The following is an 18,557-nucleotide window of genomic DNA, read 5'->3' on the forward strand; positions in this document are numbered from 1 at the left end:
TTAAATTCATTGTATAGTCTATCTTATTTTAGATTCATTATATATATCAGCTAAGTATATAAAGTCAGGTCGACCAGCTGAATCTAATAGATAAGCAGATATCTTTGCTTTTTCTTTCCTATTGTCATTTAATTCATTAATTATTTGATCTGCATTCCCAATGCCTATGCCGTGTCCAAAATAAAGTTCGTTTGCTAAATTTATGACATTTTCACCTTGCCATTCAGGAGTTGTTGGATTTACATCAGGGTTATTAAAGTATTGTCTATCCCCAGGCAAATAATCACTTCGTTTTGATATATAACCTACATCCTCAATGGGGGTATTTAAATAATGCCAGTTCATTAACTGTATTTCAGGAAATACCTTATTAAAAAGTTTATCATCATATATATTAAGTAATGCCTGATAATAAATAATAACCATGGCAGTAGCACATTCAGTAGCATATTTAGAACTATTTATATCAATATCTCGTATAGCATCGCTTGGATATATTCCTTTTTTTACTGTGAATCCACCTTCATCAGTGCGGTCCCAATAATTAAGATTGCAGGTTGATTTACGAAAAGTGCTAAAGTCCATATCGCCTGCATTAAGTTTTTTAGAAGCATTAATAATATTTTTGCGTAATTTAAGCTCAAACCTCAATTGATCTAATGAATTATATTCATATCGTCCCTTACTTAAATCCATCTTAGTAAGGATATCTCTTTCAATATCATTTGTGTTATATTCATTTATTAACAGATTAATTTTAACAATATCACTAGAAACTATGATCATTTACTAGCCTCCTATTATTCCTAATATTGATATTAGATATTAAAATTATAAATTGTTAAAACATTAGATCAGTTTGGGAAAAACTTATTTGGTTGGATATAGAATTGTTAATCCATGAGTTCCATAAATTTAAATTTTCATAATGAACTCTAAGGGAGAAGCTTGATAGTAATGACTTCTTATCATCATCTAATTTATTGAAATTATCTAATAAGTTATTTTCCTGATTTGTAAATGGTATTAAAGGTTTTCCCGTAGAAAGTGATACCTGTCTGCACAAATATTTTGCAGTCGTAGATATAACATAAGGGACAGGTCTACTGGTTCTTTGAAAACTTTCACCTGTAAAATATAAAAAAGGAGAATTTTCTTTAAGAAAACGAAAAAAATCCATATATTGTTTTTTACTGTTGTCGCCTTTAGTCATATCTATGGATGGTACAAAATCTAAAAGTTTGCGTGCGAGTTTTACATCAGTTATGTTGTCTGATTCTAAATAATTTGCAATCAACATTAAGCTATAAGGATCCCTTGCCTCGAAAAAAGCCCAAATTAGATCAAAAGTAAAAAGGCCTTCTCTGTTTCTAAGGAAAATCGTATCTGCTAAGCTAGGTAAAATTGTTTTGTCCTTGTGAACCTTAACCAAAAGTAGAGAAGTAACATCTAAGAGTTCATCATTTTCACTTTGTAGTCCGGTCTGAGTTAAACCTCTTTTAAACATATCTTTTAAAATAGTGTGAGATATTTCGCTACTATTGGAACGTAAATATTTAATTTTTGAAAAATTTGATATTGTTGGTGAATTTGAAATTATTGCATTATTTAAACACATATAGGCTCTCCCTTCATTTTTTATTTTAGAAGACTAATATAAATAAAGAACGATATTATATAGTATTAGAAGAAGAGTAAATGTGTTAAAGATATTAGAAATTTTGAATGGAAAACTCTAATTATATAAAAACTATAAATAATAAATAATAAATAATAAATAATAAATACCCCCTGGACAAGTCCAGAGGGCATTTATTATTTATTAAGCATTTTGTGTTTATTGTAAAATTCAGTGTAATTTTTAAGTTCTCTTTTTAAAAGATTTGGAGTATCAAGATTATACGGACAGTGATTTTTACAGTGACCACATTCTATACAATTATTTATTAAATCCATTTTTTCTTTAAAGCTATCTTCTAGGAAACCTTGGTACGGAGCTCTTTTAAGAAGAAGAGTTATTCGGGCAGCTGTAGGAATTTGAATTCCCACAGGGCATGGAAGACAATATCCACAACCACGACAGAAATCTCCTGAAAGCTCAATGCGATCTTTATTAATAATGGACCACATGGCATCATCCAATAGCGGTGGATTTTTCTCAAAATAAATAAATTCATCTAATTCAGATTCTCTCTGAATTCCCCATATTGGTACAACATTATCATATTGACGTAGAAATGAAAAGGCAGAGGCGGCATTAGTTATTAGACCGCCTGAAAGAGCCTTCATTGCTATCAGCCCAATATTTCTTTTTTTACATTCTTCAATTAACAATAAATCAGACTCGGTAGATAAAGAACATAATGGAAATTGTACGGTATCATATAATTCTGAAGTAGCAGCATCCATTGCATTTTTCAATTTATGATTTGTAATGCCTATAAAACGAACAAGGCCTTTTCTCTTAGCCTCTAGAAGTCCTGCGTAGAGACCTTCTGCGTCATTAGGGTCAGGAAGTACGCCAGGGTTATGTAGTTGAAGGATATCCACATAATCTGTTTTCAAGTTTTTTAGGCTTACTTGTAAATGATCAAGTAAAGTTTTTCTATCCGTGGCATGACTTTTAGTTGCAATTATGATGTCCTTTCTCACATCTGAAAGAGAATACCCTAATTTCTCTTCGCTATCAGAATATGCTCTTGCAGTATCGAAAAAGTTTATGCCATTGTCATAAGCTTTTCTTAAAATAGTTTTAGCATCTTCAAAAGAGACTCTTTGAACAGGTAGTGCTCCAAAGCCACTTCTTGTAACCATGAGATTTGTTCTTCCAAGTTTTATTTTATCCATTTGTACACCCCTTATTTTGTCATAATAACATCTCATGAGATTTAAACAAAAAATAAAAAAGCCATTAAATAGTTTCCTATTTAATGACTTTTTATTATTACTAAAGTACAGTAATATTTTCTGCTTGTGGTCCTTTATCGCCTTTAACTATGTCAAAAGAAACTTTTTGACCTTCATCAAGTGATTTGTAACCATCAGAATTTATTTGTGAAAAGTGAGCAAATACGTCTACTCCGTCTTCTCCTGTAATAAAACCGAATCCCTTTTCTCCATTAAACCATTTAACTGTTCCATTCATATAATGATACCTCCGAAATTTTAATTTTCTTAAACTATTATGTAATAACCAACCAATAAAATTTTGATAACAAAATACTATATTTTAAAATAAACATTTAAATATATCTGCGTGTAATTATTTACTATTAATTTAAGTCAGTTCCATATTATCACGGATTCAGATAAAAAGCAAGTTATATTAATGCATTAGTTTTTTGACATAATGGTAATCCTTGTACCATCAAGGCATAGGCGCTATTTAATATAAATATTATAATTAAATTAATGTTTATATTAATAGCTTTTGTGTAGTAATCGTTTTGTATTTTCATAGTGGTATGGATATGAATTTTAAGTGTTGGGCAATATATCTATGTAAAACCTTGGTGAAATTTATAAATTTGGGGCTTCAGAAATGTAATACATATATAATAACATATATATGTACATGTATGGTATTATATATATATAGTGAAATCATTTAATTACCTACTTGGCATACATAAGTAGGTAATTAAATGATTTTATAATAATGGAGGCAAAAAAATGGGGATAAAAAACAAGCACGACACACATAATACATTGTTCCATTGGCATGGTTTTAGATTAAAACTTGTGTTTGAAGGAATAGGGGTAGGCATTATTACAGGTTTATTAATTGTGCTGTATCGTTATACCCTCGAAAAGGCAGGTGTCCTATTATCTTACATTTATAAAACTCTAACTATAAACCCTGTGCTTATTCTACCCTGGATTGGGTTTTTAATAATTATAGGCTATATTGTAGGCATTCTGGTTAAACATGAACCCATGATTAGCGGAAGTGGAATCCCTCAAGTGGAAGGCGTTTTACTTAGAAAAATTGATATGACATGGTGGAAAGTTATTATTGGTAAATTTTTTGGAGGAGTTCTATCAATAGGTTCAGGTCTTTCCCTAGGAAGAGAGGGCCCATCAGTTCAAATAGGTTCAGCAGTTGGTCAAGGTGTTAGTTCTGTATTTAAAAGGGTAAAAATAGAAGAAAAATATCTTGTTACAAGTGGAGCTAGTGCAGGACTTGCTGCTGCTTTTGGTGCACCACTGGCCGGAGTAATGTTTGCATTAGAAGAAGTGCATAAAAACTTTTCTCCTTTAGTAATGCTTTCAGCTTTATCCGCAGCTATATCAGCAACCTTTGTAACTAGTGGTTTCTTCGGACTTAAACCAGTTTTTGTGTTTAGCAGTTTAACCATATTACCACTTAAACTTTATTTATATATAATAATATTAGGCATTATCGTGGGTGTTTTCGGTGTAGTATTTAATAAGATTCTTTTAAAAACTCAGGATTTATATGCAAATCAAAAATGGCTACCAAAACAAATGATAATTGTAATCCCTTTACTAATGTCAGTTATTCTTGGAATTACATTGCCACAAGTTTTAGGTGGGGGACATACACTTATAACATCGCTCATGGAAAACCATTTCTCTTTAACAATTATAGTGATCTTAGTTCTTGTAAAGTTTCTATTTACAATGGCTTGTTATGGTTCTGGTGCGCCAGGAGGAATCTTTCTTCCACTTCTTGCAATTGGTGCTTTACTAGGAAATATTTATGGATTAGCACTGGTACATTTGGTACATATTGATAGCATGTATATTCATAACTTTATAATTCTTGCAATGGCTGGATATTTTACAGCTGTAGTTAGAGCACCTATTACCGGAACAATTCTAATTACTGAAATGACAGGTTCTTTTAGTCAGTTTCTATCTTTAGCCATTGTATCTATAGTTGCATTCATAGTTGCAGATGTTTTAGCATCAAAGCCTATTTATGAATCATTACTAGAAAAATTTTTACATAATCAAGGTGAAAAACTTTCTACCGGGGATAAGAAACATAAGTCAATCTTAGAGTTTGCAGTTTGTATGGGATCAGATTTAGATGGGAAACAAATTAAAGAAGTCCAATGGCCATCGAATTGTTTGCTAGTAGCAGTTAAGAGAGGCGAACTTGAAATAATCCCAAAAGGAGACACTGTTATTTTTCCAGGTGACTATTTAATTGTACTCACCAATGAGGATATGGTATCTGAAATTAATGATACCTTAATAATAAAAACGGCAAGTTGTGAGATATTAAAATAAATACCTTAAAGAGAAATTATGATGAATAAATACTAATTATGTTAAATTATACATAATGGTATAGGGACTGTGGCTAGATTTGTAAAATGAAATCTAGCCACAGTCCCTTCTCTATACATTATATATTTAATTTGTGAATTGTTTTATCCGGAATTACTATTTCACCAGATTTTTCTAATGCCACTTTTGCGGCGATGGGCCCTACTATTGAGTATATAAATGTAGAACATAATATGATAACACGTATTTGGGATGCATATTCCGGTATAAGTTTTCCCGCAACTACAATCAATCCTAATGCAACTCCTGCCTGCGGCATAAGTGTTGGGCCTAAATATTTACATATCTTATCATCTTGTTTCATAACCTTTCCACCTATCCATGCACCAGCCATTTTTCCAATAATACGCATAATAACATACAAAAGCCCAATGACACCGATTCCGCCAAGCGCAGAAATTTCAAAACCTGCTCCGGAAATAACAAAGAATATCATGAAAATTGGAGGTGTAAAAGACTCTGTAATTTTAACAACACTATCAATATTTCCATAGATATTTACAAGCACACCACCAAGCGCCATGCAAGCGAGCAATGGCGAACCATGAAATAATCCAGCTACCCAATAAGTGATTAATATAAATGCAATAATTATACAAAGTCTATTTGATGCTTTTTTAAACCATCGAAATATTAACTTCATAAGCATACTTGCGATTCCACCCAAAATAAAGGAGACTAAGACTCCATATATAGGAGTTAATATTGATAAAATAATGTTAGTGTTAAGACTTGATGACATAGTTTCCACTATAGTAGTTGCAAATCCAAACCCTATAAGAGCAACAGCATCATCAATGGCAACAACACTCATAAGCATTGATGTTAATGATCCTTTAGCTTTATATTGATTTATAACCATTATGGTTTGGGCAGGAGCTGTAGCAGCTGCAATTGCTCCTAACAATATTGATAGCTTTAAATCAAAACCAAAAATAATTAAAGTTATGGTAACGAGAATAATTGCCCCAAAAGACTCTGAGATAGCTATTATAATAGGCGCAATGCCAACTTTTTTAAAATACGTTAAATTGAACTCACTTCCAATTGTAAAAGCTATAAAGCCAAGCGCTATATCTGAAATAACAGAAAAGTTATTGACCATATTAACAGGTAAAAAGTTAAAAAAAGATGGTCCCAATAAAAGCCCTGCAATTAAGTAACCGGTTACGTTAGGAAGTTTAATAAATTTAGCAAGTCTACCAAAAATTATTCCGGCAAACAACATTATAGCAACTTCAATTATTATTTTACTTTCCAATTTTTCTAATCCCCTTTATAAAATCAATTGGTACACTAAAAACACACCAGTATTTTCAAGTGAAAGGTTTCCCACTACAGACTCGATAGTACTGACAGCATTTCTTTTAAATATTTAAAAAAGTGCAATACAGTAAGTATATTCCTAATTTCGGTTTTATACAAACCATTATCAGTTGTTATTTTCGCAAATAAAATAATCATATTAAAATATATAAGAAATATAATTAATAATGTTATTCTATATCTTGAATTTCTTTTATCACATAAGGGAGTGCTTCTAAAATATGATTTGCATTAACACAAAACATCTTCTTTGAAAGTTTATCCCCACAGTATCCGTGAACATATGCACCAACGCATGCTGCGGTTAAGATATCATAACCTTGAGATATCAAAGAAGCTATAATGCCTGTTAAGCAGTCACCCATTCCACCTGATGCCATTGCGCTACTCCCAGTAGGATTAATTAGCAGGGTGTTGCCATCAGTAATTATTGTATTAAACCCTTTAAGGAGTAAGACAACATTATGGTTCTTTGCAAAGTTTTTTGCTATATCTATTTTATTTTCCTTTATTTCATCTATTGAATATCCCGATATTCTTGCCATTTCACCCATATGAGGTGTAAGAACTATATTACAATTCTTATTTTTAAGCAATTCAAGATTACCTTCAAGCACATTTAAACCATCTGAATCAATTACAATAGGGCATTTAGAATTTAACAATACTTTTTTAAGTAAATTTAGAGTAACAGGGTTATTGCCAAGGCCTGGGCCAATTGCAATGCAATCACTTTTTAATATTAGCGAATCTAATTTTTTTTCATCATTACTTGGGGCAGTCATAGCCTCAACTAATTTTGCACTAAGTATATCTTGAATTGAGTCGTCGCAGCATAATGTAACAAGCCCAGCTCCACTTCGAACAGCAGCTTGCGTTGATATATATGCAGCACCTGTAAACCCTAGTGATCCTGCCAAAATAAGCGTTCTTCCATAATCGCCTTTATGTGAATACTTATTTCTTTTCTTAATTAAGTTTTTAATATAGTCTATATCCATTAGGTATTCATTTTTATGAAATTTATCTACTACACTTTTTGGAATTCCAATATTCTCAATAACAACTTCTCCAGTAAAAGAATCTGATCCAAATCCAATAAAACCCTTTTTATAAAGCTCAAAAGAAACTGTTTTATTACTTTTAATACAATTTCCCATCACTTTTCCAGTATTACAATTAAATCCTGATGGTACATCAATTGATAAGATGTACTTACTATTCTCATTTATAATTGTAATTGCCAAAGAATAAATACCTTTAACCTGTCTAGAAAGTCCTGTCCCAAAAATTGCATCAATAGTAGTATCACTGCGGATTATACTTTCTTTTAAAGTTTCCAGATCATCATTGTTGTTTAACTTTATTATTTTAACTCCCATATTTTTTAAAATATTAAGATTTACCAAGGCATCCGCGCTAATATTTTCCTCTGATCCAAGGGCGAATATCTCCACATGATTTTCTTTATTCAACAGATGTCTTGCTACTGCAAAACCATCACCACCGTTATTTCCACTAGAGCAAACAATTACGAAATTTTTATCATTATCTGATATATTTTTAATTACCTTTAGTGCTGCATTTTCCATTAGTACAATACCTGGAATACCTAAAACATCTATACAATATTGATCAATACTTCTCATTAAATGCGATGTTGCGATTTTCATTTTAATTCCCCTCCCAATATGCAAAAGTGATTGCATTTTTTTCTGCTCCCATCCATATTAGATAGTTTCAGCAAATGTATTTCCTCAATAGCTATAATAGCTACAACACTTAATATTATTAATATATATTTGTTTAATTAATTTGATAGCAACGGTAGAATCAGAAGAATTATAAATATTTTATATCTGGTATTAAAGGATCTTCTAGACAGTCCAATGTTATATTTAAGAAAACTTATAATTAGAAATAAGACATTTCATAATAAAGTTAAATTTATTGAAGAAGGCTTACCATTTCTAGAAGAACTACTTCAGATTATTTAATAGAATTAGAAAAAGCAGGATTTCTATCATCTTAAATGGTGGGTAAGAAAAAGATTTATCTTAACAAGAGGTTATTTGAAATTGTAAAAGGATCAAATGTTCAGTAGTGAGGTATAACCAGTAAAGGAATGGTGTAAGAGAAATAACATGTTATTTACGGGACATATGCTTCATGAAGATTCCTTCACTACTCAAAAACTATTTTCTTAGATAACTGGGATTGTATCCAGTTTTATACTTAAATATTCTAGAAAAATACTGAGCGTTGGAATATCCTACTTTTTCAGCAATCTGACATATGGGAAGGCTTGAATGTTGCAGAAGATGAATTACCTCAGTTATACGAAGATTGATGATGTATTGATGAAGCGACATTCCAACTTCTTCATGAAGAATCCGGTTAAAGTAAACAGGATGATAGCTAAATTGAGCAGCAAGCTTAAAGTTTGATACATCCTCAAAGTAGTGATTTTCTAAGTACTCCAGAAGTTCAGAAATATTTTTTTAACTGTTCTTTTGGCGAATTTTGTACGGAAATTTCCTCTGCCAGCAGTATGAAGAACTCCTTAAGTTTTAAGGAGGCTTTTTCATATCTGTATTTTCCATCGTTTATATATAAACCCATAGCTGATTTTAAAAGGTGTTGTGCTAAAGAATCATTTCTTAATGTTACAAATGGCTGAAACCAATTAAAATCAGTAAATTTAACTATTTCATGAATTAAGGCTGGATAAAAGTCGTCCTTACTGTAGGATATAGGTAGATACACTACATTTAAGTAATTTATGGTAAAATAAAATTAAACACCTATAGCCACCATTGAGTTTTTTTTAGAAGTTGAAATGGAATGAAGCTGACCTGGGGACCAAATGCATAGATCACCTTTTTTGCGTGTATTCAGTGCCATTAATATGAAAATGACCAATACCGTTTAAAATATAATGAAATTGGTAGTGAACATTATACCTTAATCCACTCTTAAATCCTTTAGGAATAGAGCTCATTCTAATGACTCTTATATGGGGATTAATATCCCCAAGTTTTAGGTATTTCACTTTATCAACGCTCATGTAAATACTCCTATAATAAATAGTTTATTTTGTGCATATTTATGTTTGTTTTGTTTATTTAATAAAGTTCATATTTACATTATAATGTACTTATATATAAAATACATGTATTATCAATATATTTATAAAATATATTGATAAAATTATAAAGAAGGAATTCTAAAATTACCATAGGTGCATTAAACAACCCTATTATTAAAACACCAAGCCTTGACAAAATGGTAAAACTTGACCCTACTATTCTTGGGGCTGCTGGAACAGATATTTCTACTTATAAGACAGATGGGATTAATTTATATCACCTTATAAAAGTTGATATAAGGCGGGAGTTTCATGGAATATGTAAATAATTTGGAGGTATAAAATTAGAATAATAAATCTAAGAACTAATCATATTACAAACCCATTAGGGTTTAAATTAGACACTGTAAGTTTTTCCTGGATTACAGAGGATACAACATCTAAATTTCAAACTTTAGCTCGAGTTCAAATATCCCTTAATGAAAGTTTTAAAAAATATAATTTTTGATAGTGGAAAGAAAGAAGATATTGATAGCCTTTCCTATAATGTTCCTATAGAGTTTAAGCCTAGGACTCGTTATTTTTGGAGAGTTATGGTTTGGGGCGATGCGGAGGATTATGCAGTTAGTGAAAATGCTTGGTTTGAAACTTCTAAAATTTACGAACCTTGGCACGGCAAATGGATTACTCCGAGTTTTGATAAAGAAATTCATCCATTAATAAGAAAAGACTTTCAACTGAATTCTGAAATAGCTTCAGCAAGATTATATATATGTGGATTAGGGCTCTATGAACTTGAAATCAATGGAGAGAGAGCTTGCGATGAATACTTTGCTCCAGGTAGTAATGCATATGATTTCTGGCTTCAATATCAGACTTATGACATAACGAGTATGTTAAAAAGTGGTAACAATGCAATTGGAATAATCTTGGGTAATGGCTGGTACAAGGGACGTCTTGGTTTTAGGGGTGGAAACATTGAAATTTATGGAGATAAATTTGCTGTTATATGTGAAATTGTGGTTGAACTTAAGGACGGCACAAATGTAACTTTTGGAACGGATGAAAGCTTTAAATGTGCTCCATCACCAATTAAATTTAGTGGTATTTATGACGGAGAAATATATGATTCAAATGAAGAAATCAAGATTGGTCAAAAGCAGAATTTGATGACCGTAGTTTTGAAAAGGTAAATTTAATCGATATAGGCATTGAAAAGCTTACACCTAGATTAAGCCTGCCTGTTAAGATTAAAGAAAAAATTAAACCTATAGAAATTATCAAAACTCCTGCTGGAGAAACTGTTCTTGATATGGGACAAAACATGACTGGATGGGTTAAATTTAACGTCAATGCACCAAAAGGAAAAGAACTTATGCTTGAGTATGGAGAAATACTTCAGAAGGGTTGTTTTTATAGGAAAATTTAAGAACTGCCAAGGCAGAATTTCATTATATTTCTAATGGAATTTCAAAAAAGGTACAGCCTCATTTTACATTTTACGGATTTAGATACGTAAGGCTTACAGGCTTTGATGAGGCAATAAATATTGATGATTTTACGGGATGTGTTATATACTCAGATATTGATGAAACAGGAAGTGTAGAAACATCTAACCCATTAGTGAATAGGCTATTTTTAAATGCACTTTGGGGACAAAAAGGTAATTTTGGGATGTGCCCACGGATTGTCCTCAACGTGATGAAAGAATGGGCTGGACGGGAGATGCACAAATATTTGCATCAACAGCCTGCTACAATATGTATTCACCAGCCTTTTATGCTAAATATATGTTTGATCTTCATGAGGAACAAAAGAGAATAGGTGGATCTGTACCATATGTGGTTCCAGGTATAAAACCTAATGGTAAGGCCATTGAAAATGGTTCAGCAGCTTGGGGCGATGCAGCTACTGTAATTCCTTGGACACTTTATATGCATTATGGTGATAAAGTGCTATTAGAAAATCAGTTTGAAACTATGAAAGATTGGGTAGATTATATAAAAAAAATTGATGACAGTACTGGATCAAAAAGACTTTGGAGTGTAGGTTTCCACTTTGCGGATTGGCTAGCTTTAGATGGAAAGGACCCCTCATCGCCTTATGGAGCTACAGATAGCTACTACATAGCATCAGCCTATTACTGTTATTCAGCGCAACTTGTTGCAAAGGCTGCAAAGGTGCTTGGGAAAATTGAATTAGAAAAAAAATATTCAACTTTAGTGTGTGAGATAAAAGATGCTATAAAGAATGAATACTTTACGCCTAATGGAAGAAGTTCTATTAATACACAGACTGCAATGATAGTGGCACTCTACATGGATCTAGTGCCTGAAAACTATAGAGATAGGCTTATTCTGGATTTGAAAACAAAACTTGAAAAAGACAATATGCATTTAAATACAGAGTTTGTAGGGACACCATACTTCTGTAGAGTGTTATCAGAAAATGGAGTAAATGAGTATGCATATAAACTTCTCTTAAATCAAGACTATCCAAGCTGGCTTTATGCCGTAAAACTGGGAGCAACTACTATTTGGGAACGCTGGAATTCAGTAATTCAAGATGGAAGTATAAGTGGAACAGGAATGAACTCTCTAAATCATTATGCCTATGGTTCCGTAGTTGACTGGATGTATAGAAATATGTGTGGTATTAATCCAGTTGAAGAAGCACCAGGCTTTAGAAAAATAAAGTTATATCCACAGCCATATGGAAGCCTAAAATATGCTAAAGCAACTTTTAATTCACCAACAGGCCTTATAAAAAATTCCTGGAAAATAAATGAGAACGGTACATTAACCTTTAACTTTACTGTTCCTTTCAATACAGAAGCAGAACTTTTACTTCCGGATGCTGATATTAAAATGGTAATGGTTAATGGGAAAAGTCTAGCACAAAGCACATATACTGCATGTAAACAAAAGGATAATGTTATTTGCAATCTTGTAGCTGGAAATTACTCATTTGATTATATGCCTTCAAAGGAATATATAATAAGAACATAAATTTATAAGTTATTATAAAGTAAGACTTACCTAGGTAGGTCTTATTTTTATTAAAAGTATATGCTTTATTCTTCCTTTCATATCATATATGCATGAATAAAGGGTTAATATTAACAAAATAAGAGACGATTATCCTATATTACGGATAATGAATTAATAAAAATTCAATGTACTGAATGTAAATACTCCTATAATAAATAGTTTATTTTGTGCATATTTGTGTTTGTTTTGTTTATTTAATAAAGTTCATAAGCATATTATAATATACTTATGTATAAAATCAATGAATTTGATTATGTTTATAAAATATATTAATAACATTAGAAAGAAGGAATTTTAAAATGAGTAGACCCAATATTCTGCATATCCTTGTAGATCAACAGAGGTTTGATACCATAGGTGCATTAAACAACCCTATTATTAGAACACCAAGCCTTGATAAATTGGTAAAAAATGGAGTAACATTTACAAATGCCTATACGCCTTCTCCAGTCTGCGTTGCTGCACGTTGTTCAATGATTTATGGACAATATCCTGCCAATACAGGTTGCTTTGAGAATGCCCCCATGCCTTTGGACCATGGACAAACCTTTATGGATGCATTGACCAAAAGCGGATACCGAACCCATGGTATAGGCAAGTGTCATTTTACACCTGATCCTCTTGCGTTAAGAGGATTTCAAACAAGAGATGTACAGGAAGAGTTAGGAACAGAGTCTGTTAAAAATTATCCTTATATGAAATATTTACAGGACAAAGGGTACAAGCACCTTTGTGAACCTAATGGGGTAAGAGGTGAGATGTACTACATACCTCAACCGTCACAACTTCCACCCCAAGATCATCCATCTCAGTGGATAGGTGATAGATCAATAAATTTTATCAAGAAAAATGATGATTGTAAGGAGCCTTGGTACCTTTTATCAAGTTTCATTCACCCTCATCCACCTTTTGCTCCACCAAACCCTTGGCACAAGCTGTATAGACCGTCCCTAATGCCTCTTCCTAATATTCCAGATGAATATGAAGCACTTCTTACTTTTGTTAATAAGTGCCAAAATCGTTATAAATACAGGGACAACGGTTTTGACAAGAATATGATTAGAGCTATGAAAGCCTATTATTATGCATGTATTTCTTTTGTGGATTATCAGGTTGGAAGAATCCTTGATGAACTTGATAGGACGGGGCAGACTGGCAACACTATGATTATATTTACATCTGACCATGGAGAACATCTAGGAGATTATAAATGTTTTGGAAAGCGTTCCATGCACGACTCTTGTGCTAGAATTCCGCTTATAGTTAACCAACCTGGCAAATTCCAGGGTGGGGTTATCTGTGAAGACGCTGCTAGTCTTGTTGATATTGCCCCCACCATTCTTGGAGCGGCACAGGCAGAGATTTCTACTCATAAGATAGATGGGATTGATTTATATCACCTTATGAAAGGTGATATAAAACGGGAATATGTTTTTAGCCAACTGAGTTATAACGGAATGGATTTTATTGAACTTGATGAAGATTTTAAAAAGTACGTTTCTGATAAAGACTGTAAAAGAGCAGCTTTTAGTACTTATATGGCAGCAAACAGCGATTGGAAGTATTTTTACAGTGCTCCAGACAACAGGGAGTTTTTGTTTAATAAAAAGACTGACCCTAAGGAAACTAGAAATGTTGTGAGCAATCCTTTTTATAAGGAAGCTCTACAAAGTATAAAATCTTCTCTAATTAATCACTTAAAAGAATGTGGTGAAACAGGTGGCATAGAAGGATCCGACTGGAAGGTACACAAACTGCCATCGTTTACAAAAGATCCTGACAAAGGGTTGATCATCCAAGATGGTTATACCCCTTGGGTAAATACGTATATACCAGGCTATAGTGACTGTTAGGAATAAAATAGTATATAAAAGGGTTGTAGAACCTGGTGAATTTTGAAAGAATTAAAAAAAGCTAAAAAAACCCTACAAGTATCTGAAATCTACCTACTGTATTAAGTATATGGTAGGAGTATGATGATTTCATGATATGAAATAGGGATTTTTATTTATCTAACAAAATTATTTTAAGTGTAGGAGGGGAAAATGCAAAAATCAGTTTCAGAAAAAAAAGTTGAGTTTAAAATGCTTACTGATATATTTAAAATATTCTTTAAGATTGGTGCGTTCACCTTTGGTGGTGGATTTGCTATGATACCACTTATTGAAAAGGAAATGGTGGAAAATAAAGGATGGGTTGAAAAAGATGAGATTACAGATTTGTTTGCAGTTTCTCAGTGTATTCCAGGTGCTATAGCAATAAATACTGCATCACTTATAGGATATAAGATAGCCAAAAGAAAGGGCGCAATAGTAGCTACTGTAGGGGTTGTACTTCCTTCCTTTTTAATAATAACATTAATCGCAAGTTTCTTTTCCAAATTTAGTGACCTAGCTATAGTCAAAGCAGCATTTTTTGGTATTAGGTCTTGTGTAGTGGCACTAATCGCTATTGCAGCTATAAGTGTAAGTAAGTCAGCAATTAAAGATAAGTTTTGTATATTACTTATTTTGATTACTGTTTTTGTAGTAGAATTTTTAAATATAAGTCCTGTAATAGCTATTATAATATCTATTATTCCTGGTGTAATTATATTGAAATTTATGCCTAAAAAGAAAAATAAACTATTTGGAGATGATAAATAATGTTAAAATTATTTTTAATTTTCATAAAAGTAGGATTGTTTAGTTTTGGTGGTGGATATGCAATGATACCGCTTTTAACAAGAGAGATTCAAACTAACAACTGGATGCCTATATCCGAATTTATGAACGTAATAGGCATCGCAGAAATGACGCCAGGACCTATTGCCGTAAATTCAGCAACGTTTATAGGCTACAAAATGTATGGTATAATTGGAGGAGCTATTGCTACATTAGGAGTCGCGTTACCTTCATTAATAATAGTTTTACTGATATCCAGAGTATTATTTAAAGATAGTAATAGAACATCAAATAAGGTATTATTTTATGGTATGAGACCAGTGGTAGCAGCATTAATAATATGTGCAGCACTTGATGTTTCAAAAACATGTTTTTTTAATGGCGATATTAAATTAGAAAATATTAACCTTTGGAGCGTAGGGATTTTTATAATAATTTTTGTATCTTCATTAAAATTTAAGATTCATCCGATATTACTCATATTGATTTCTGCACTTATGGGTACCGGTTTATATTACGTGAAAATAATATAATGCTAAATATATATAATTATAAAAAGGAGCGATTTAATGACAGCTTTAAGTATATTAATCAAACCTGCGTCCAGTTCTTGTAATTTAAGATGTAAATATTGTTTTTATCATTCTCTATCAAAGAATAGAAGTGTTGAGTGCTATGGTATGATGTCAGAAAATACTCTTGAAAATATCGTAAAAAAATCATTACTAGAGTCTGAACCTGAATGTACATTTGCTTTTCAGGGTGGGGAGCCAACACTTGTAGGTTTAGATTTTTATAAGAAGCTAATGGAGCTTGAAAAAAAACATAATATAAAAAATATTAAAATAAACAATTGTATACAAACAAACTCTATACTAATTAATGAAGAATGGGCTATTTTTTTACATGACAATAATTTTCTTGTAGGTTTATCTCTTGATGGACCTAAAGATATAAATGATTTAAACAGAATAGATATTGATGGAAAAGGTACTTATAATAGAATAATGAAATCCATTGCTATAATGAATAAACATAAAGTTGAATATAATGTGCTTTCAGTTGTAACATCTAGTGTTGCAAGACATGGGAAAAAAATATATGATTTTTACAAGAAAAATGGATTTAAATATTTTCAATTCATTCAATGTCTAGACCCTCTAAATGAACCTTTTGGAAGCAATAAATATTCATTAACTCCAGAAATGTATGGGCAATTTCTAAATGACATTTTTGATAAATGGTATGAGGACGTGTTAAAGGGGGACTTTGTGGATATAAGATACTTTAGTAACTTAATAAGTATGATTGCTGGTAATAGACCGGAGGCATGTGGAATGAGTGGGATTTGTTCTTGTGAGTTCGTTATGGAGGCTGATGGAGGAGTCTATCCATGTGATTTTTATGTTATAGATGAATGGAGAATGGGAAATATAAATGATATGAACATAAGGGACCTATTTTATTCAGAGGCTGCTCAGAATTTCATTAAGGTATCAACTAATATTAATGATAAATGTAGGGAATGCAAGTGGTTTAATATTTGTAGAGGTGGATGTAGAAGACATAGGGAACCAATAGTAAATGGAGTACCTTCAATTAACTATTTTTGCAAATCCTATGAGATGTTTTTTGAAAAATCTTATGATAGATTATTAATGTTATCTAAAAAACATTTTTTTTAAAATACTAAGAGGCATACAAGGTAATATTAATTATGTTGTATGCCATTTCCTATGCCCTAATTTATAATTCAAATAAATTAGGGCATACTAATATTTCAGCTCCGCAAAAGATGATTTAACTATCATTAATACTCAAGTTAGGCAGGTGTTTTTATGTATTATATATTGCTTGCAGTTGTATCTATTGTTATTTGTTATAAATTTGGCGATTGGAGACATTGGAGAAAATATTATTCAACAATTTTATTTTTTATTTTAAGTAGTGTGGTTTGTGTCGTTTTAACTTATAATCATCCATTATGGCTATATCAATCATTAGTAATAAATCATACCTTTACAGATTTATTTATTTCAATAACCGTATATCCAAGTACTATAATGATGTTTATTCCACACTTACCAAGTAAAACAACTAAAATAATTCTACATATTTCTATCTATGTAGCTATATATACTGTTCCGGAATTTATTGCTGTAAAATTAGGATATTTCAGTTATTACAACGGGTGGAATATATGGTGTACACTCGTATTTAATTGTATAATGTTTCCAATGCTACTGCTTCATTATAAAAAACCAATATATGCCTGGATTATTGCACTCTTGAGTCCTCATATTTTATTTTTTTTGATGAATATACCATATAGCAGCATTAAATAAAACTGTAAAATCCCTGTTCTGATATTAGAGATTACCCATTACTTTTCCAGTATTGCAATTAAATCCTGATGGTACATCAATTGATAAGATGTAATTACTATTTTCATTTATAATTGTAATTGCCAAAGAATAAATTCCTTCAACCTTTCTAGAAAGTCCTGTCCCAAAAATTGCATCAATAGTAGTTTCGCTGCGGATTATACTTTCTTTTAAAATTTCCAAATCATCATTGTTGTTTAACTTTATTATTTTCACACCCATATTTCTTAAAATATTAAGACTTACCAAGGTATCCGCGCTCATATTTTCTTCTGAGCTAAGAGCGAATATCTCCACACAATCTCCTTTATTTAGTAGATGCCTAGCTACTGCAAAACCATCACCACCGTTATTCCCACTAGAGCAAACAATTACGAAATTTTTATCATTATCTGATATATTTTTAATTACCTTTAGTGCTGCATTTTCCATTAGTACAATATCTGGAATACCTAAAACATCTATACAATATTGATCGATACTTCTCATTAAATCACGGTTTTTTATGATCGTAGAAAACTTTAACTTAATTGTACCATTAACTAACAATAAATTATTGTTTTTAGGATGAAAGTAATATAAATTTAGTTTAGCTAAATTAGAATAAACGGATAACAATAAGTACTGTAATAAATGGAAAAATAGAGAAGTGACAGGCTTTGAATTTGAAAAGCTGTTAAAGATAAGTAGAGCTACATCATATAGACACATAAAAGAATATGAATTA

20 protein-coding genes and 1 pseudogene are annotated in these 18,557 nt (G+C 31.5%); 12 read left to right on the forward strand and 9 right to left on the reverse strand.

The genetic code is table 11. The features are described from left to right. Positions 1–18: 18 nt before the first annotated feature. The 4 genes from ACREVX_RS15400 to ACREVX_RS15415 form a co-directional block, all read right to left on the reverse strand. Positions 19–786, reverse strand: coding sequence for a protein-glutamine gamma-glutamyltransferase (locus tag ACREVX_RS15400; protein WP_431545103.1), 768 nt, complete (start codon positions 784–786; stop codon positions 19–21). Between the two features lie 55 nt (positions 787–841). Continuing rightward, positions 842–1,618, reverse strand: a complete 777-nt coding sequence (locus tag ACREVX_RS15405) for a hypothetical protein (protein WP_431545104.1) — start codon at positions 1,616–1,618, stop codon at positions 842–844. Positions 1,619–1,815: 197 nt separating this feature from the next. Beyond that, on the reverse strand, positions 1,816–2,847 hold the full coding sequence (locus tag ACREVX_RS15410) for an aldo/keto reductase (RefSeq protein WP_431545105.1): 1,032 nt from the start codon (positions 2,845–2,847) through the stop codon (positions 1,816–1,818). Positions 2,848–2,947: 100 nt separating this feature from the next. Further along, positions 2,948–3,145: a cold shock domain-containing protein gene (locus tag ACREVX_RS15415; RefSeq protein WP_216308447.1), complete on the reverse strand. Its 198-nt coding sequence runs from the start codon at positions 3,143–3,145 to the stop codon at positions 2,948–2,950. 527 nt (positions 3,146–3,672) lie between these two features. Here ACREVX_RS15415 and ACREVX_RS15420 point away from each other — a divergent pair. Beyond that, a complete protein-coding gene (locus tag ACREVX_RS15420) occupies positions 3,673–5,259 on the forward strand; it encodes a ClC family H(+)/Cl(-) exchange transporter (protein WP_431545106.1) in 1,587 nt (528 codons plus the stop codon). 118 nt (positions 5,260–5,377) lie between these two features. Here the strand turns inward: ACREVX_RS15420 and ACREVX_RS15425 are convergent, their stop codons facing one another. From ACREVX_RS15425 to ACREVX_RS15440, 4 genes are all read right to left on the reverse strand, one after another. Next, positions 5,378–6,580, reverse strand: coding sequence for a cation:proton antiporter (locus ACREVX_RS15425; protein ID WP_431545107.1), 1,203 nt, complete (start codon positions 6,578–6,580; stop codon positions 5,378–5,380). Positions 6,581–6,815: 235 nt separating this feature from the next. Then, entirely contained in the window at positions 6,816–8,318 is a 1,503-nt protein-coding gene (locus tag ACREVX_RS15430) for an NAD(P)H-hydrate dehydratase (protein WP_431545108.1), read from the reverse strand. Between the two features lie 522 nt (positions 8,319–8,840). Beyond that, positions 8,841–9,140, reverse strand: a complete 300-nt coding sequence (locus ACREVX_RS15435) for a helix-turn-helix transcriptional regulator (protein WP_431545142.1) — start codon at positions 9,138–9,140, stop codon at positions 8,841–8,843. Continuing rightward, entirely contained in the window at positions 9,133–9,411 is a 279-nt protein-coding gene (locus tag ACREVX_RS15440; RefSeq protein WP_431545109.1) for a hypothetical protein, read from the reverse strand. The genes ACREVX_RS15435 and ACREVX_RS15440 overlap by 8 nt, the downstream gene beginning before the upstream one ends. Positions 9,412–9,930: 519 nt before the next feature. On the opposite strand from ACREVX_RS15440, the gene ACREVX_RS15445 reads away from it, so the two are divergent. The 11 genes and pseudogenes from ACREVX_RS15445 (at position 9,931) to ACREVX_RS15490 (ending at position 17,791) form a co-directional block, all read left to right on the forward strand. Next, positions 9,931–10,062 carry a hypothetical protein gene (locus ACREVX_RS15445; RefSeq protein WP_431545110.1) on the forward strand — a complete coding sequence of 44 codons (132 nt, stop codon included), beginning with the start codon at positions 9,931–9,933 and terminating at the stop codon, positions 10,060–10,062. A gap of 44 nt (positions 10,063–10,106) precedes the next feature. After that, positions 10,107–10,241 carry a hypothetical protein gene (locus ACREVX_RS17010; RefSeq protein ID WP_500861858.1) on the forward strand — a complete coding sequence of 45 codons (135 nt, stop codon included), beginning with the start codon at positions 10,107–10,109 and terminating at the stop codon, positions 10,239–10,241. Beyond that, the gene (locus ACREVX_RS15450) at positions 10,213–10,926 is read left to right on the forward strand and encodes an alpha-L-rhamnosidase N-terminal domain-containing protein (RefSeq protein WP_431545111.1); all 714 of its coding nucleotides are present in this window, start codon (positions 10,213–10,215) and stop codon (positions 10,924–10,926) included. Before ACREVX_RS17010 ends, ACREVX_RS15450 begins: the two co-directional genes overlap by 29 nt. A gap of 86 nt (positions 10,927–11,012) precedes the next feature. Beyond that, positions 11,013–11,162: a family 78 glycoside hydrolase catalytic domain gene (locus tag ACREVX_RS15455; RefSeq protein ID WP_431545143.1), complete on the forward strand. Its 150-nt coding sequence runs from the start codon at positions 11,013–11,015 to the stop codon at positions 11,160–11,162. 38 nt (positions 11,163–11,200) lie between these two features. Next, positions 11,201–11,251 (forward strand): annotated as a pseudogene (locus tag ACREVX_RS15460) (hypothetical protein); the annotation flags it as partial. Between the two features lie 158 nt (positions 11,252–11,409). After that, on the forward strand, positions 11,410–12,741 hold the full coding sequence (locus tag ACREVX_RS15465) for an alpha-L-rhamnosidase-related protein (RefSeq protein ID WP_431545112.1): 1,332 nt from the start codon (positions 11,410–11,412) through the stop codon (positions 12,739–12,741). Positions 12,742–13,082: 341 nt separating this feature from the next. Further along, the gene (locus tag ACREVX_RS15470) at positions 13,083–14,636 is read left to right on the forward strand and encodes a sulfatase family protein (protein ID WP_431545113.1); all 1,554 of its coding nucleotides are present in this window, start codon (positions 13,083–13,085) and stop codon (positions 14,634–14,636) included. 192 nt (positions 14,637–14,828) lie between these two features. Next, positions 14,829–15,428, forward strand: a complete 600-nt coding sequence (locus tag ACREVX_RS15475) for a chromate transporter (protein ID WP_431545114.1) — start codon at positions 14,829–14,831, stop codon at positions 15,426–15,428. Next, positions 15,428–15,979: a chromate transporter gene (locus tag ACREVX_RS15480; RefSeq protein ID WP_431545115.1), complete on the forward strand. Its 552-nt coding sequence runs from the start codon at positions 15,428–15,430 to the stop codon at positions 15,977–15,979. The genes ACREVX_RS15475 and ACREVX_RS15480 overlap by 1 nt, the downstream gene beginning before the upstream one ends. A gap of 36 nt (positions 15,980–16,015) precedes the next feature. Next, a complete protein-coding gene (locus ACREVX_RS15485; protein ID WP_431545116.1) occupies positions 16,016–17,131 on the forward strand; it encodes an anaerobic sulfatase maturase in 1,116 nt (371 codons plus the stop codon). Between the two features lie 153 nt (positions 17,132–17,284). Next, positions 17,285–17,791, forward strand: a complete 507-nt coding sequence (locus ACREVX_RS15490; protein ID WP_431545117.1) for a CBO0543 family protein — start codon at positions 17,285–17,287, stop codon at positions 17,789–17,791. Between the two features lie 24 nt (positions 17,792–17,815). Here the strand turns inward: ACREVX_RS15490 and ACREVX_RS15495 are convergent, their stop codons facing one another. After that, on the reverse strand, positions 17,816–18,319 hold the full coding sequence (locus ACREVX_RS15495) for an NAD(P)H-hydrate epimerase (RefSeq protein WP_431545118.1): 504 nt from the start codon (positions 18,317–18,319) through the stop codon (positions 17,816–17,818). Between the last annotated feature and the right edge of the window lie 238 nt (positions 18,320–18,557).

The organism is Clostridium sp. (genome assembly GCF_050717545.1).
Lineage (GTDB): Bacteria > Bacillota > Clostridia > Clostridiales > Clostridiaceae > Clostridium_AD.

Coding starts and splice junctions, on each gene's coding strand:
- ACREVX_RS15480 (WP_431545115.1), top strand. CDS start 15,428: ATGTTAAAATTATTTTTAATTTTCATAAAAGTAGGATTGTTTAGTTTT.
- ACREVX_RS15485 (WP_431545116.1), top strand. CDS start 16,016: ATGACAGCTTTAAGTATATTAATCAAACCTGCGTCCAGTTCTTGTAAT.
- ACREVX_RS15475 (WP_431545114.1), top strand. CDS start 14,829: ATGCAAAAATCAGTTTCAGAAAAAAAAGTTGAGTTTAAAATGCTTACT.
- ACREVX_RS15430 (WP_431545108.1), bottom strand. CDS start 8,318: ATGAAAATCGCAACATCGCATTTAATGAGAAGTATTGATCAATATTGT.
- ACREVX_RS15410 (WP_431545105.1), bottom strand. CDS start 2,847: ATGGATAAAATAAAACTTGGAAGAACAAATCTCATGGTTACAAGAAGT.
- ACREVX_RS15420 (WP_431545106.1), top strand. CDS start 3,673: ATGGGGATAAAAAACAAGCACGACACACATAATACATTGTTCCATTGG.
- ACREVX_RS15470 (WP_431545113.1), top strand. CDS start 13,083: ATGAGTAGACCCAATATTCTGCATATCCTTGTAGATCAACAGAGGTTT.
- ACREVX_RS15495 (WP_431545118.1), bottom strand. CDS start 18,319: ATGAGAAGTATCGATCAATATTGTATAGATGTTTTAGGTATTCCAGAT.
- ACREVX_RS15445 (WP_431545110.1), top strand. CDS start 9,931: ATGGTAAAACTTGACCCTACTATTCTTGGGGCTGCTGGAACAGATATT.
- ACREVX_RS15415 (WP_216308447.1), bottom strand. CDS start 3,145: ATGAATGGAACAGTTAAATGGTTTAATGGAGAAAAGGGATTCGGTTTT.
- ACREVX_RS15405 (WP_431545104.1), bottom strand. CDS start 1,618: ATGTGTTTAAATAATGCAATAATTTCAAATTCACCAACAATATCAAAT.
- ACREVX_RS15450 (WP_431545111.1), top strand. CDS start 10,213: ATGAAAGTTTTAAAAAATATAATTTTTGATAGTGGAAAGAAAGAAGAT.
- ACREVX_RS15490 (WP_431545117.1), top strand. CDS start 17,285: ATGTATTATATATTGCTTGCAGTTGTATCTATTGTTATTTGTTATAAA.
- ACREVX_RS15400 (WP_431545103.1), bottom strand. CDS start 786: ATGATCATAGTTTCTAGTGATATTGTTAAAATTAATCTGTTAATAAAT.